Source organism: Hymenobacter profundi, assembly GCF_019334315.1.
Classification (GTDB): Bacteria; Bacteroidota; Bacteroidia; order Cytophagales; family Hymenobacteraceae; genus Hymenobacter; species Hymenobacter profundi.
This window is the reverse complement of record NZ_JAHWGL010000014.1, coordinates 55293-70656: the sequence shown is the minus strand read 5'-3', so window position 1 is coordinate 70656 and position 15364 is coordinate 55293. Positions and strand designations below refer to the sequence as shown.

The 15364-nt window shown below is 59.0% G+C and carries 13 protein-coding genes; 7 read left to right on the top strand and 6 right to left on the bottom strand.

All coding sequences use genetic code 11. The features are described 5' to 3' along the window. Positions 1-186: 186 nt before the first annotated feature. Positions 187-2358, bottom strand: a complete 2172-nt coding sequence (locus KYK14_RS05980; protein ID WP_246601697.1) for a S9 family peptidase — start codon at positions 2356-2358, stop codon at positions 187-189. Positions 2359-2573: 215 nt separating this feature from the next. Between KYK14_RS05980 and KYK14_RS05975 the strand changes: the two genes are divergently transcribed. After that, on the top strand, positions 2574-3152 hold the full coding sequence (locus KYK14_RS05975) for a nitroreductase family protein (protein WP_185282521.1): 579 nt from the start codon (positions 2574-2576) through the stop codon (positions 3150-3152). Between the two features lie 4 nt (positions 3153-3156). Continuing rightward, complete coding sequence (locus tag KYK14_RS05970) at positions 3157-3867, top strand: pirin family protein (protein ID WP_219157787.1); 711 nt, start codon at positions 3157-3159, stop codon at positions 3865-3867. A gap of 169 nt (positions 3868-4036) precedes the next feature. On the opposite strand, the gene KYK14_RS05965 is transcribed toward KYK14_RS05970, so the two are convergent. The 3 genes from KYK14_RS05965 to KYK14_RS05955 form a co-directional block, all read right to left on the bottom strand. After that, positions 4037-4588, bottom strand: a complete 552-nt coding sequence (locus KYK14_RS05965; protein ID WP_185282519.1) for an NUDIX hydrolase — start codon at positions 4586-4588, stop codon at positions 4037-4039. A gap of 149 nt (positions 4589-4737) precedes the next feature. Further along, complete coding sequence (locus tag KYK14_RS05960; protein WP_219157785.1) at positions 4738-7392, bottom strand: TonB-dependent receptor; 2655 nt, start codon at positions 7390-7392, stop codon at positions 4738-4740. Positions 7393-7507: 115 nt separating this feature from the next. Then, a complete protein-coding gene (locus tag KYK14_RS05955) occupies positions 7508-7867 on the bottom strand; it encodes a winged helix-turn-helix domain-containing protein (RefSeq protein WP_185282518.1) in 360 nt (119 codons plus the stop codon). Positions 7868-8076: 209 nt separating this feature from the next. Between KYK14_RS05955 and KYK14_RS05950 the strand changes: the two genes are divergently transcribed. The 3 genes from KYK14_RS05950 (at position 8077) to KYK14_RS05940 (ending at position 12123) form a co-directional block, all read left to right on the top strand. Further along, complete coding sequence (locus KYK14_RS05950) at positions 8077-10536, top strand: prolyl oligopeptidase family serine peptidase (RefSeq protein WP_219157783.1); 2460 nt, start codon at positions 8077-8079, stop codon at positions 10534-10536. A 203-nt stretch (positions 10537-10739) separates the two neighbouring features. Next, complete coding sequence (locus KYK14_RS05945) at positions 10740-11765, top strand: glycoside hydrolase family 43 protein (RefSeq protein WP_219157781.1); 1026 nt, start codon at positions 10740-10742, stop codon at positions 11763-11765. Positions 11766-11838: 73 nt separating this feature from the next. After that, entirely contained in the window at positions 11839-12123 is a 285-nt protein-coding gene (locus KYK14_RS05940; RefSeq protein WP_187321446.1) for a YMGG-like glycine zipper-containing protein, read from the top strand. 205 nt (positions 12124-12328) lie between these two features. Here the strand turns inward: KYK14_RS05940 and KYK14_RS05935 are convergent, their stop codons facing one another. Beyond that, entirely contained in the window at positions 12329-12931 is a 603-nt protein-coding gene (locus KYK14_RS05935; protein WP_219157779.1) for a nitroreductase family protein, read from the bottom strand. 96 nt (positions 12932-13027) lie between these two features. Here KYK14_RS05935 and KYK14_RS05930 point away from each other — a divergent pair, with 96 nt between their 5' ends. Further along, the gene (locus KYK14_RS05930; protein WP_219157777.1) at positions 13028-13963 is read left to right on the top strand and encodes a D-2-hydroxyacid dehydrogenase; all 936 of its coding nucleotides are present in this window, start codon (positions 13028-13030) and stop codon (positions 13961-13963) included. A gap of 100 nt (positions 13964-14063) precedes the next feature. Here the strand turns inward: KYK14_RS05930 and KYK14_RS05925 are convergent, their stop codons facing one another. After that, positions 14064-14582, bottom strand: coding sequence for a GreA/GreB family elongation factor (locus KYK14_RS05925; protein ID WP_219157775.1), 519 nt, complete (start codon positions 14580-14582; stop codon positions 14064-14066). Between the two features lie 117 nt (positions 14583-14699). Here KYK14_RS05925 and KYK14_RS05920 point away from each other — a divergent pair, with 117 nt between their 5' ends. After that, positions 14700-15272: a hypothetical protein gene (locus KYK14_RS05920; protein WP_219157773.1), complete on the top strand. Its 573-nt coding sequence runs from the start codon at positions 14700-14702 to the stop codon at positions 15270-15272. Positions 15273-15364 lie beyond the last annotated feature (92 nt).

The following is a 15364-nucleotide window of genomic DNA, read 5'->3' as shown; positions in this document are numbered from 1 at the left end:
CTAGGCGAGAGATAATGGGAGGGGTAGTAGGTGAACTCATAAATACTCTATGTCATCCTGAACGCAGCGGAGCGGAGCGAAGGACCTTATCACGTGGAAACGAGTCTTTCTACGACATCCGTTCTCACGTGATAAGGTCCTTCGCTCCGCTCCGCTGCGTTCAGGATGACAGACGGTTTCTACCTCCTACCGCCCACCGGGAGGGCAGTTGTCTTTCAGGAACTTGGTGTAAGTAGCTGCCAGGTGGCGGCTGGTGCCTTCGCCTTCGGAGATGCTGTGGGTGCGGTTGGGGTAGCTCATCAATTGGAATACCTTGCCGTGGCGCACCAGTTCGTTGATCATCTGCTCGGCGTTGTTGTAGTGCACGTTGTCGTCGCCGGTGCCGTGGATGAGCAGCAGGTTGCCGCGCAGCTTGCTGGCGTGGGCCAGCGGCGAGTTATCCACGAAGTAGTGCTTGTCTTCGGGCAGTAGGCCCATGTAGCGCTCCTGGTAGATGTTGTCGTAGTTCAGTTGATTATCCACAGCGGCAATGCTGATGCCGGTTTTGTAGATCTGCGGGTACTGAAACAGCAGGCTGAGGGTAGAAGATCCTCCCCCGCTCCAGCCCCACACGGCCACGCGGCTGGTATCCACCCAATTGTTTTTTAGCACCTCTTTGGCGCCCATGGCCTGGTCGCGGATATTCAGCTTGCCGATGTTGTGGTAGATGGCCTTGCGGAACTCCCTACCCCGCGGGGCCGGTGCGCCGCGGTTTTCCAGCGAGGCATAGATGTAGCCGTCATCAGCCATGCTGCCCTGGTAGAGGCGGTTGAAACCGGTGCCGAAACGGTCGGTCACGGTTTGGCTGGCCGGCTCGCCGTACACGTAGAACACGATGGGGTACTTCTTCTTCGGGTCGAAGTTGGAGGGCTTCACCATCCAGCCGTCCAGGGTCACGCCGTCCTCGGTTTTCACCTGGAAAAACTCCGCTTTGGGCAGCTCAATGCTACGGGCCTGCGCCGAGGCCTCGCCCCCGTTCAGGCGCTGGTGGGCGGGTAGGCTCACCACATCCGACACCGGAAACACGGTGGTGCTGGAGTAGTTGTGCAGGGCAATTTTGCCGTTGGGCGAGATGTCGTAGCCGTGGGTGCCCCCCAGGTTTTGGGGCGTCACGCGCTCGGCTTTGCCACCTTTCAGCGGCACTTTGTAGAGGTACTGCTGGGTGGCATTGGTGGGCGAAGCCATGAAGTAGATAGTGCCCGTGGGCTCGCTAATCTGCTCAATGCTAATCACATCGTAGTCGCCTTTGGTCAGCAGCTTTTCCTTGCCCTTGCGGTCTACAGTGTAGAGGTGGCGCCAGCCGTCCTTCTCGCTGCTCCACACAAAGCTCTTACCGCCGTCTACCCAGTTCCAGCCTACGGCGCCGTCCTTAGCGTCAATCCAGGCTTTGTCGGTTTCGGAGTAGATGGGGTTGGCCGCGCCGGTATTGGCATTCACCAGCATCAGCTTGCTTTCGTTCTGGCGGCGGTTCAGCTGCTGCAAGATTAGCTCGCCGTTGCCGGCCCATTCCATGCGCGGAATGTAGTGCTGCACAGCGTCGCCGGGCACATCCATCCACTTGGTTTCGCCGCCGTTCACGGCCACTACCCCAATACGGCAGCGGCTGGGGTCCTCGCCTACCACTGGGTACTCCACGGGCACGTTGAAGGGGTAGAGCGCATCGGTGGTGTTCAGCATCAGGTAGTTGGGCGTCTTGCGGGCGTCCAGCTGCCAGTAGGCAATGTGCTGGCCGTCGGGTGCCCACCGGAAGCCGTCGCGGCAGTCCAGCTCCTCCTCATACACCCAATCGAAGGTGCCGTTGATGAGCTTGTCGGTGCCGTCGGTAGTCAGGGCTTTGCTGGTGCCGCTGGCGATATCCTCCACGTACACGTTGTGGCCGCTCACGTAGGCGACTTTCGAGCCGTCGGGCGAGAACTTAGCGAACATCAGCGACGAGGCGGGCTTGTCTTTGCCTACCTGCTTTAGCGTCTTAGCGGCCTGGTCATACACCCAATAGTCGCCGCGGGTGTCGTAGCGCCACACTTTTTTGGTGTTGGTGTTGATGAGCACCTTCTGGCCGTTGTCGGAGAAGGCAAAGCGACGCACACCGATGGGCGCTTGCTGGCCGGCGGGCGTCAGCATTTGCTTGCTCACGAGGGTCACTTTCTTGGCCGGGTCGCGCAGGTCGAGCTGTACAATTTCGCCGTCCTGGGCGCGCATGTAGCCGTAGCCGTCTTTGGTCCACTGGGTGCCGGGGCCTACCTGGGCCAGCGTGGCCGTAGCTCCGGTAAAGAAAAGAACCGCCGCCACACCGGCGCTGCGTACTGCGTGTTGAATCATTCGGGGAATTAAATTTTTGGGAGGCTGAAATTAAGTTTTTTCGACGGGAAGGCGGTTGCCAGCTCAGCAACGGCATCTCTCCGGCGGCTATTGCTGGCTGTCGCAGGGTCGCGTGGAAGCGAAGTAAGGTTGCACGCAAATTTCGTGTACCTACATAGGTTATACACACAAAGTAGTACCTTGCATTCCCATTCGACTATATTTTATCATTTCCTGTGAAACACGCCCCCACTACCTACCCCGTGCATGAGCTGATTCGGCAGCGCTGGAGCCCCCGTTCGTTTGCCAGCCAGCCCGTAGCGCACGACACAGTGCAGCACTTGTTCGAAGCAGCTTCCTGGGCCGCCAGCGCCATGAACGAGCAGCCCTGGCGCTACCTCTACGCTCACCACGCCGACCAGGAGAACTTCCAGAAACTGGTGGACTGCCTGCTGCCCGGCAACCTGCCCTGGGCCAAGAATGCGCCCGTACTGATTCTGGCCCTGGCCAACACGCAGTTCGGCAACGGCACGCCCAACGGCGCCGCCCTCCACGACCTGGGCATGGCCAACGCTACCCTGTCGCTGGAGGCTACAGCCCAAGGCCTGTACACGCACTTCATGGGTGGTTTCGACCGGGCCAAGGCGCAGGAAGTCTTTCACTTGCCCGATACATTGCAACCCGTAGTGATAATTGCCCTAGGCTACCTCGGCGACGCAGAGCTGCTAGAAGAACCCTTCCTGAGCCGCGAAAAAGCTGCCCGCCAGCGCAAGCCTGTTTCCGAAATTGCCTTTAAAGGCTCCTTACCTGCCTAGCGCCATGCCCCACCGCCTCACCCGTGCCCATGACCGGGGTCTGAAAGACCTTGGCTGGCTGCAAAGTAATTTTTCGCTCAGCTTCGGCCCCTACGCCAACCCCGAGCGGGCGGGCTTTGGGCTACTGCGCGCGTTCAACGATGATTTCGTGCAGCCGGGCAAGGGCTTCGGGCTGCACGCCCACGCCAACATGGAAATCATCAGCATCATGCTGGCCGGGCGCATGAACCACATCGACTCGTTGGGCTACAAGGAGGAGGTAGGCGCCGATTGGGTGCAGATTATGAGTGCCGGCTCGGGCCTGCGCCACGAGGAACACAACGTGGGCGACGACACGGTGAACTTCCTGCAAATCTGGATTGAGCCCAAACTGCAAAACGTGACGCCGCGCTACCAGCGCCGCCACTTTCCCGCCGAAAAGCGCCACAATCAGCTCACTACCGTGGTCAGCAACGAAGAAGGCACGGCGCATTGCTGGATCAACCAGAACGCTAAACTTTCCCTGGGCTTCTACGATGCCGGCCAGCAGCTAACTTATTCACTTAACCCGCTGAACAAGTGCGTGTTCATCTTCGTGATGGAAGGCGCATTGACTGTGAATGGCCAAGCCGTAGCCCAGCGTGAAAGCCTCGGACTATGGGAAACCAGCGAGGTGCAGATCAGCTGCGAGGCGGAAAGCAAGTTTATCGTGATTGAAACGCCAATCAATCATTAAAAGCTAGAAAACTAGTTCCCCTCCTTTTTTCAAGGAGGGGCTAGGGGTGGTTCTATTCGTTGAACGATACTAGCACTAGTTTCTAGTTCTAGCAAGACCACCCCTGGCCCCTCCTTGAAAAAAGGAGGGGAACTAGTTTTCTAGCTTTTTAGCTATTCACTGCCTACCTCTACCTACCCAACGTCCGTAGGGCCAATAGGCACAGCGCTACGGAGCCCGAAACCTTGATTTCGCCGCGGAGTACCATGCCTTCTACTTCGGCCAGGGGCACGCGCACTACCTCAATGTTTTCAGTGGGGTCGAGGTGCTGCTCGGCTACGTGGTGGGCGTTGCGGGCCAAGTAGAAGTAGATGCGGTTGGTGTCTTTAGTAGGGTTGTCGATGACTTCGGAAAGCAGCGTTAGGTCGCCGGCGTAGCCGGTTTCCTCTACTAGCTCGCGAGCAGCGGCTTGCAGGTGCTCCGTCTCGTGCGCATCTACTACCCCGCCGGGCAACTCCAACAGAATCTCGGCGGCGGCATGCTTGTACTGGCGCACAAACAGCACTTCATCATCGGCAGTAAGCGGAAAAATTAGCACCACGTTGGGGCGCACACTCACGAAATAATCGTCGAGCACTTGGCCGTTGGGGAGTTCCACATGGTCGCGGCGGAGCGTGTACCATTTGTGGTCGAAAACGATGTCAGATTGTAGGGTTTTCCAGGGGGTAATCTTGTCAGCCATAGTGAGGGAATGAAGCGGCAAGATACGGCTTACGACGTGACCCCACCCCAGCCCCTCCCCTCCGGGAGAGGGGTGCGTTCAACGGTTCTCGTGTGTGTCGTCTGGCTCCCCTCTCCCGGAGGGGAGGGGCTGGGGGTGGGGTCAGACGCCTAAAAAACCTGGTATGTTACGCTGAGGTAGTACAGCCCACCCACGCTAGGGCCGCCTAGGAAGGAATAGTAGTATTTGTTGAGCACGTTGGTAGCACCCAGCTTGAAGTGGAGCTGGGGCTTGGGTAGGGCGTAGCTCACCTGCGCGTCGAGGCTGCTGAAGGCGGGTACATAGCCGTTTACCAGGAAGGTTTGGGAGTAGTAGCGGTCCTGCCAGTGGTAGTTCAGGCCAAAGCCAAAGTGCTTGTACGCCTGCTCGTTGCCCAGGCTGAGGTTGTAGGCCCAGCGCGGGGTATTGAAGCCGTCTTCCAGGCCGTCGCTGTTGGTGGTGCGGTCGAGGCGGGCGTAGGTGACGTTGGCGCCGGCCTGGTAGCCTTGCAGGAAGGAGTAGCGCACGCCGGCGCTGCCGCCGTAGTTGTACACCTGGCTTTTGGAGTTGGTCCAGAGGCGGTAGCGGCTCTGGCCGGCGCGAGCGCTCAAGGCCGTGGCAATGCTGTTGAGATTGGTACCGGTAGCGGTAATGACCTCTCCGGTGCCGGTGACGGGCACATAGGCTTCCACCTGCGCAATAAAGTCGCGGTAGGAATTGTAGTAGAAATCCACGTCGACCAGCAGCCTACCCTCCGGCAGCAGCGCCGCCTTGTAGCCCAGTTCCAACGACTTAATGTACTCGGGCCTGAGGTAGGTGTAAGTGTTTTTCTGCAACAAGCCCTGGTTTTGCTGAATGGCCTGGGCGCGGCTCAGCCCACTGGTGTTCACGCCGCGCGTTACGGCGGCGTTGAATGCGTCGATGCTGGTGCGCAAGTAACTGTTCTCAAACACCCCATCCGACATCACCCGCAAACCGCCCACACGCTGCACCTGCCCACTGTTCACGTTGGAAAAGCCTTCAAACAAGCTCGGGAAGCGGTAGCCACTCTGGTAGCTCAGCCGGAAGTTATGGCGCTGAGTAGGCGAGTACACTGCCGTGAGGCGCGGATTGAATCGCGTAGAGAAGTAATCGTTCTTATCGGCGCGGCCGGTGGCCGTCAGGCGGATTTTGTCCTGCCACAGGTGCGCGCCTACCTGCACAAAGCCGCCGGTTTTGGAGTAAGTCAGGTTATCGCCCAACGGGTCTTTGCCGGGCTCGGGGTTGCGGAAGTAGTTACCGTCGGGCACCACCACGTAGGTGCGGTGGTCGGCGCCGGCCAGCAGGTCCAGCCATTGCGAAAAACTACCGTTGAGGCGACGGCGCAGGGCTTCGGCCACGTTCACCTGCCCCTCGGCGTGGATCAGGTCGGACTGTACGCGCAGGGCCGCGCCCTGGTCCCAGTTGTTGATGTTTTGGAGCTGACGCAAGCGGTCATTAAACGCGGGCGTACCGGGTTGCAGGCGGCCCGCATCGGCGGCGGCGCGGGCGGTAGCATGAGCTTGGGTCACCGTTTGGCCGGCCTGGGTGGCGGCGTTCCAGGCGGCGGTATACTCCTGGTTCCAGGTGGCATCGGGCTTGAAGCTGCGCTCCAGGTTTTCGGCCATCGAGCGCAGGTTGTAGCTCTGGCCGGTATTCTCGCGGGTGAGGTAGGCGCGCGCCTGCAATATCGGACTTGTCAGCGACAAGCCGTGCTGCTGCACGCGGTAGTCTTGCAGCCGGAAGCGGTTGCTGCGCTGGTAAATATTATCGAGGCTGCTGAAGCGGTAGGTGTAGGCTAGCTCGGTGCGGCTGTTGAGCTTGTAGTGCAGCGCACCATCGGTTTTGATGGTTTGCAGCGTGTAGTCGGTCACGTCCTTTTCTCGGTAGCCGGTGCGGGCCACCTGGTAGGTTTTGCCGCCCAAGGTCAGATTGGAGCGGTCCGACGACTCGTTGCCGTAGCTGCTCACAGGGTCTTTGGCCGGGTTATCGTCCCCAAATAGGCCGGTGGTGGCGTTGCCGTTGGGGTTGATGTCGGTGAAGTTGTCGGCAATCCAGTCGTAGCCGCGCAGGTAGGTGGCGTTTACTTTGAATGCCAACTTATCCGAAATCAGCACCTTGGCATAGCGCAGGCTGGTTTCGGAGTAGGGATGCACGCCGGTGCTGTTGTCGTTGAAATGATTGAGGCCGGTTTTCTGCTGCACACTCAATCCTTCGGACGTGAACGGGTTGCGGGTAGCAAAATTGGCTAGGCCATTGATGGCGTTCAGGCCGTAGAGCGCGGCGGCCGTGCCGGGCACAATTTCCACGCTCTGAATATCCAAATCGCTCGGCCCCATGGCGTTGCCAATGGGTGCGCCCAAATGCGGGGCCTGGTTGTCCATGCCATCCACCAGCTGCACAAAGCGCACGTTGGTGGTGTTGGTGAAGCCGCGAGCGTTAATCACCTTGAAGCCCAGGCTGGGCGTAATCACCTGCACGCCCTTCACGTGCTCAATGGCATCAAAAAACGACGGCGCGGGCGTCAGACGCAGTTCCCGCAGCCCCAGCTTCTCCACCGTCACCGGCGACTTCAGGATGCTTTCTTTCACCTTCGAGGCCGCTACTACCACGTCGCCTAACACAATGGGCGCTTTGCGGATGGTATCAGCCGGGGCAAGGGTAGGGCGCAGTTGGGCTAGCGCCACGCCTGGCATCACCATCAACAGGCTAAAGCAGGCAATATGACGACGCAGGGTAGGCTGGCGAGGGTAGCCGTTTGAGCGCATAAACTAGCGTTATATTTTCTTGAATATAACGCTCAAATGCTTTAGATGTTTAGCGACGCGTGGCGCATCTGCTATTTTTCATTCTACAGCCGAAGATTGACGCGCCAGCTATTCCCTACCCCAGCAGCCGCTCGGTTTCCTGGCGGATGAACTCCTGAAAGCGCACCTGCGCAGCGCCGAACACTTCCAATACCTGCCGACCAGCCGGCGTAAGTACTGTTCCGCCCCCGTGCGAGCCGCCGGTTTGGGTGCTTACCAGCGGTGTGTTCACCTGCGCGTTCATCGAACTCACGAGGTCCCAAGCCTTTTTATAGGACATGCCCATGGCCTGCGCGGCTTTGGAAATCGAACCCGTCTCGGCAATGTGGCCCAGTAGCTCCAGCCGACCAATGCCCATAAACCGGTCGGTGGGGCCTTGCAGCCACAAGCGGCCATCCAGGTGGAAGCTTTCGGGGGTAAGAAGCAGCTCTTTCATAGCCTGAACATACGCGCATTGGGGCAACATTGCCTGGCTGGCAGTGGCTTCTACCTTGGTTAGAAGCTCAGGCAGAAGCCTTTCCGCAAAAAAGAAATAGAGAGTAGCGCCACTGTTTCTATCTTTACCAAGCCTATAGTGTCTTCGGCAGCTTTTTCGTTCAGTAGCTTCGCCGTTGGCTTTTCTTCCTTTCCAGCTTTCTACCCGCTATGAAACTGCACCTACTCACCACCCTGGCTTTTGCGTGCTGCACCCTCACGGTGGCGGCCCAGGATGCCTCTTATCAGCAGCCCCCCAAGGCCATTGTAGATTTGGTGGAGGCTGCCCCTACCCCCCGGGTCAGCTTTGCTTCTAATGGGCAGTGGATGCTGATGATGGACGTGCAGGACATGCCTACCATCGAGGAGCTGTCGCAGCCAGAGCTGCGCATTGCGGGCCTACGCCTGAACCCGCGCACCAACGGCCCCAGCCGCGTAAGCTACTCTACTAGCCTGCGCCTCAAGCGCCTGCCCGATGGCAAAGAGCTGCTAGTACAGGGCCTACCCAAAACGGCCCGCATCAGCGAGGTAGGCTGGTCACCGGACAACACCAAAATAGCCTTCACTAACACCACCGACAAGCACGTGGAGCTGTGGCTGGTAGATGTGGCGGCGGCCTCGGCTCGCCTGGTCCCCAATCTGTTTCTGAACAGCGCCTTCGGCGACTCCTACACCTGGACGCCCGACAGCAAGTCGCTGCTGGCCACGGCGGTGGTAGGCGGCCGGGGCGAGGCGCCTGCCACCAACGTGGCCCCTACCGGTCCCATTGTGCAGGAAAACACGGGCCGCAAGGCTGCGGCCCGAACCTACCAGGACTTGTTGAAAAACCCCGCCGATGAGCGCCTCTTTGATTACTACGCCACGGCGCAGGTAGTGAAGGTGGATATAACCGGCCGGATGCAGCCGTTGGGTTCGCCAGGCGTTATCGAATCGGCCAAGCCCTCGCCCGACGGTCGGTTTGTGCTGGTGAAAACCCGTCACCGACCCTACTCCTACACCTTGCCGGTGAGCAGCTTCCCGCAGCGGGTAGACGTGCTGAACATCGACGGCACCTTGGCCAAAAAGCTCGTGGATTTGCCCTTGGCTGATAACGTGCCCATCGCCTTTGATGCGGTGCCCGTTGGGCCGCGGGGCCACAACTGGCGCGCCGATGCGCCCGCTACCTTGTATTGGGCGGAAGCTCAGGACGGCGGCAACTTGAAAAAAGACGTTCCGGTACACGACAAAGTATTTATGCTAGCGGCGCCTTTCGATGGCACCACGCAGTTGCTGGCCGAGCTGCCCTTGCGTTACCGCGGCATGCAGTGGGGCACCAGCACCCTGGCCCTCGCCAACGGCTACCGCTGGGCCGACCGCAAGGAAATGACCTGGATAGTGAACCCCAGTGCCCCCACCGTTACGCCTACGGTGCTGTTTGACCATTCTTCGCAAGACACCTACCACGACCCCGGCACGCCGGCCCAGCACCGCAACGCAGCCGGCTACCCAGTGCTGTTCACGGGCAAAAGCGGCGACGCCATCTACCTCCTGGGGCAGGGCAGCTCACCGGAGGGCGACCGGCCTTTTGTGGATCAGATGAACATCAAAACCCGCCAGACGGAACGCTGGTGGCGCTCGGCGGCACCCTACTACGAGGTGCCCGTGGCCATGCTGGATGCCGACCGGCACGAGTTTGTGACCCGGCGCGAATCGGCCACGCAGCCGCCCAACTACTACTTGCGCCAGAACAGCCGCTTGGTGCCGCTCACCAGCTTCCCCAACCCCTACGCCACCATCGGCTCCCTGAAAAAGCAGGTGCTGCAATACAAGCGCCCCGATGGCGTGGCCCTAACGGCCAACCTCTACCTGCCGCCTAACTACAAAAAGGAAGACGGCCCTCTGCCTACCCTGATGGAGGCCTACCCCCGCGAGTACAAAGACAAGAACGACGCCGGCCAAGTGAGCGGCTCGCCCTACACGTTCACGCGGTTCGGGTGGTCGTCGCCGGTGTTTTGGGTGACGCAGGGCTATGCCGTGATGCAGGGCGTGAGCATTCCGATTGTGGGCGAAGGCACCAAGGAACCCAACGACACCTACACCGAGCAGCTGGTGGCCTCGGCCAAAGCGGCCATCGATGAGGGTGCCCGCCTGGGTGTGGTAGACCCCAAGCGCGTGGCCGTGATGGGCCACAGCTACGGTGCCTTTATGACGGCTAATCTACTGGCGCACTCCAACTTGTTTAAAGCGGGCATTGCGCGCAGCGGGGCCTACAACCGCACGCTCACGCCCTTCGGTTTTCAGGCGGAGGAGCGCACCTATTGGCAGGCGCCGCAGGTGTATCAGGCCATGTCGCCCTTCAACTACGCCGACAAAATCAAGACGCCAATTTTGCTGATTCACGGCGAGGCCGATAACAATTCGGGCACTTTCCCGCTGCAAAGCGAGCGGTTTTATAACGCATTGAAAGGCCACGGCGCTACCGTGCGCTACGTGGTGCTACCCTTTGAGGCCCACAGCTACGCCGCCCGCGAGAATATCCTGCACATGCTGTGGGAGATGAATAGCTGGCTGGATAAGTACGTGAAGAGTCCCGCACCTACCACATCTTCCACCCAAAATACCGGCGACGTGGGTGCCACCAACGTGAAGTAGGTTTCGGGTCTGCACAGCACCAGAACGTCCTTTCGACCAGCACGAGAGATTTCTCTCGCTGGTCGAAAGGACGTTCTGCTATATTGACGTTTTGTTCTTTTATGCCGCTTAACTTCACCTGGATGCAGCTTTCACCCCTATACACGCTTCTTTTCTTCGAAAGCGTATCTTGAGGCCCCAATCCCTACCTTATTCTTTAATTCATGAAAAAATACCTGCTTCCCGCCTGCTTGCTCCTGTTAAGCGGTCCGTCGTTTGCCCAAAAAACCAAAACGGCCAAGAAACCCAAGGCCAGCAGCGCGCAGCAGAAGCCCGACCGGCGGGCCGGCAACCCCATCTTTCCCGGCTGGTACGCCGACCCGGAAGGCGCTATTTTTCAGAAACAATACTGGGTGTATCCTACCTACTCAGCGAAGTACGAGGACCAGATTTTCTTCGACGCTTTCTCCTCACCCGACCTCGTGACGTGGACCAAACACCCCGCCATTCTGGACACCACCCGCGTGAAATGGGCCAAAAAAGCCATGTGGGCGCCCGCCATCATCGAGAAAGACAAGCGCTACTACCTGTTCTTCGGAGCCAACGACATTCAGAGCGATAAGGAGACCGGCGGCATCGGTGTAGCCGTGGCCGACAAGCCAGGCGGGCCATACAAAGACTACCTAGGCAAGCCTTTGGTCGATAAATTCCACAACGGCGCGCAGCCCATCGACCAGTTTGTGTTCAAAGACCCCAAAGATGGGCAGCACTACCTGATTTACGGTGGTTGGAAACACTGCAACATTGCCAAGCTGAAGTCCGATTTTACGGGGTTCGTGCCGTTTGAAGACGGCACCACGTTCCGCGAAATCACGCCCCAGCAGTATGTAGAAGGGCCGTTTATGTTTGTGCGCGGTGGCAAATACTACTTCATGTGGTCGGAGGGCGGCTGGACCGGCCCGAACTACTCGGTGGCCTACGCCGTGGCCGATTCGCCGTTTGGGCCGTTCCAACGGGTAGGCAAGATTTTGCAGCAGGACCCGAGTATTGCCACTGGCGCGGGGCACCACTCCGTGATGCAGGTGCCGGGCAAGGACGAATGGTACATTGTGTATCACCGCCGTCCGCTGGGCGAAACCGATGGTAACCACCGCGTCACCTGCATCGACCGCATGGAGTTCAACGCCGACGGCTCCATCAAACCTGTGCAAATGACGAACACCAGCGTATCGGCTAAGCTCCTCCGTTAGTAGCGCAACCACCCGGTTTATTTGGCCGTTTAAGCCTCTGGAAACACCCATTTCTAACTTGACTTCAACGACCATGAAATTCTTCAAATTCTTCCTTGCCAGTCTGCTGGTGTTTGCTCTCTTAGGTACCACTATTTCCACCGCGCAAGCGCAGGACAAGCCAAAGAAAGGCTGGAGTAAAAAGGCCAAGGGTGCCGCCATTGGTGGTGGTGCTGGCGTAGTGGGCGGGGCCCTATTAGGCGGCACCAAAGGCGCTATTATTGGTGGTGCCGCTGGTACGGTAGCCGGTGGTGCTGTGGGCCGCAAAAAGGATAAAAAGACCGATCCTAAGCGCTACAAAGAGTATAAGAAAGACTAGCCAAGCGCAGGCTTACTTCAATGAAAACGCCCCGGCTACGATAGGTAGTCGGGGCGTTTTGCTTTTACTAGCTATTTATTTGTCATCCTGAGCTTGCGAAGGACCTTCTCACGTGAGAAAGAGTCGTTGTTATAATGACCGTTCTTACGTGAGAAGGTCCTTCACTGCGTTCAGGATGACAGAAGATTTAATAAGGTAATCAGAACTACTCCGTTACCCACGTCACCTTTTCGGCGATGGGCTTGCGGGTGCTGCGGGCAGTGGCGCCTTCCTTGGGGTAGCCCAGCCAGAAGATGCCCAGTAGGCGGTCGGTGGGCGCAAGGCCGAAGAAGGGCTTGGCATCTTCCACATACGTAACACCGCCGCTACCCCAAAAACCGGCCAGGCCGTAGGCGGTGGCCGTGAGGTGTAGGTTTTGCACGGCGCAGGCCACGGCTTCCACTTCTTCTATCTCGGGCACCTCGTCGGTGCGCTTCAGGCCGATGGCAATGGCGTGCGACGACAGCAGCGGCATTTGCGCCAGCTTTTCGTACTTGGCCTGCTGAAACTTCTCCCCGGCGTGCTGCTTATAGGTTTCGCTCTGAAACGTGGCGAGCTTTTGCAAGCCAGCCCCGCTAAACACCACAAAGCGCCAGGGCTCGGTGCGCTTGTGGGTAGGCGCCCAGTTGGCGTTTTCCAGTAGTTGCTGAATTATTTCGTCGGGGATGATGCGGCCCGGCGCAAACTGCACGGGCTGCATGCTGCGCCGCTCGTGCAGCAGGCGGTTGATCTGCTCAACATCAAAAGGGAAGTCAGAAGCTTCTGCCATTGAATTACGGGGTTGTTTGTAGGTAAAGTCGTTGCTTTGGTCAGATGTTTTAGGCAGATTTTCGTTAGAAGTCCTTCCACTACCCTTCTTTTCTCCATGCAGCTTTTCGTTTACACCCCGCTCACCGAGCCCGAGCGTCAGCGCCTTATCGACCAACTTCCCGACGATGTCCACGCGGTATTTCGCACCCAACTGGAAAAATCTGAGGAAGCTGCGGCCTTCCAAAAGGCTGAGCTGCTGCTGGGCAACCCGCCACCCGAATGGTTTGCCCAGCATGAACCCAACAACCTGCAATTCTGGCAAATAGACTCGGCGGGCTTTGAGCGCTACCAGGACCTACGCCCCTCCTACCCCGTAGCCAACATGGGCGACTACTTTGCCTGGCCCTGCGCCGAAACTATGGTAGCCGGGCTGCTGGCCCACTACCGCCACCTACCCGAATTGCTGGCCCTGCAAGGGCGCCAGGAGTGGCACCGCGGCTCCTGGCAGGGCCGCCTGGGGCTGTTGCGCGAGAAGCGCGTGATTATCTTAGGTTCGGGCACCATTGGACAGGCAGTAAAACAGCAGCTCACGGGTTTCAACTGCCACGTGCAACTGCTCGCCCGCACCGACCCACGGGCTCAATTGCACTCCAAAGATGAGCTGCGCGCAGCCTTACCCAACACCGACATCGTGGTGAATTGCCTACCCGGCAGCGCCGACGGTTTCTTCTCTGCTGAGTTGATTGAGGCCATGCCCACGCATAGCGTGTACGCCAGCGTAGGCCGCGGCAACACCACCGACGAACCCGCCCTCATTGCCGCCCTGCGCGCCAACCGCCTCGCCGGCGCTGTGCTCGACGTAACGACCCAAGAGCCCCTACCCTCCGACAGCCCGCTCTGGACCATGCCCCACGTCATCCTGACGCAGCACACCGGCGGCAACCAGCCCGGCGAAAACGACGCCAAGGTAGACCAGTTCCTGCGCAACCTGCACCGGTTTCAACGGAAACAAGAGCTGGAAAACTCAGTGGATGTGTCGAAGGGGTATTAAGGTAAACCGCTCGTTATAGACATAAGAAAGTGTCTGTCATCCTTTACAAGCTCAGGATGACAGACACTTTCTTATTCTTGGCGCTTAGTACGCAACGGCGCTATTCATAGGTAATCCCGATTACCTCTACTACCTCCTCTTTCGGCCCCAAGCGCAGCGTGACGGTCTGCCCGACTTGGGCGCCCTGCACGGCCCGCGCAATGGGTGCGATGAACGCAAACTTATTGGCCGGCACCGAGGCCTCGTCTACCCCCACAATGGTAAACTGTCGCTCGGTGCCGGGCTTGCCGCCGCTGCGCGTGCGCAGGTGCACGGTGGCCCCAAAGCGTACCTCGTTGGCAGGTTGCTGGTGGGGGTCTACTACCTTGGCCGTGGCGATACGGGCGTTAAGAGCCTGCAACTGGCCGTTGAGTAGGGTAAGCTGGCGGGTACGGTCGGCGTCGTTGTCGCGGTTGGCCTCGGCGCGGGTGCGGGCGGCTTCTAGTTCAGCCAGCTCGGTGCGCAGCTGCTCCAGACCCTGGGGCGTTACATAGTTGGGCGTGCCAGGGGGTAGGGCGGCACGGGGCGGAATGATGGGAATTTCGAGGGAATCATCCTCTTTGGTGAAAGCACGGCTCATGCTATCTGCTAACGCGCCACGGGTACCTGGGTTGTGCCGTCTAACCAAACCCTGAAGTCCGGCAAACAGTACACAGCTATACCCAGCCACCCCGGCCGGGATGCCTTGTTTTACCGCATGATGCAAGAGATTCGCACGTTTTCTGCCCCTTCCGAGGATGCTCTGTGGCAGCAGGTAGCTGCCGACATGAGCAGCCAACCCGATTTGCTGGAGTACAGAGCCCGCCTGGTGCTGCCCGATTTCGAAGCCGTATTGTATCTGGATATTGATCTGGGCGGCGGCTTTGAGGGTGGATTTGCTACCACCAGCTTCTCGGCGTTGGTGCCGCCCGCCACTTCCCTGCGCTTTGCCCTGCACGAGCAGGATTGGGTGCACGAAATCGGGAAGCTGTTTGGTATGGAAGACGCCCAGTTGGGCTACCCCGAAATCGATGATGCCTTTATCGTGAAAACCAACGATGCGCCTCAGTTGACGCAGCTATTGGCCGCGCCAGAGACACGCATCACCCTGGTGCGCCACCCTACGGCCCGCATCACCCTGGCCCCCGCCGACGAAGACGAGCCGCCCTACCCTGGCGCGCTGGTGTTGCGTTTCGAGCAGGACGAGGCGATTACGGACCCCGTGACGCTACGCGATATTCACTGGCTGCTGCACACGCTGGCCCAGCCTGCGGGACCAGTTACTTTTTAAAGCGCGTTTTCTTTAGCTGTCATCCTGAGTGCAGCGAAGGACCTTCTCACGTTGAAACGAGTCGTTACCATGCTCGTCATTCAATAGATCGT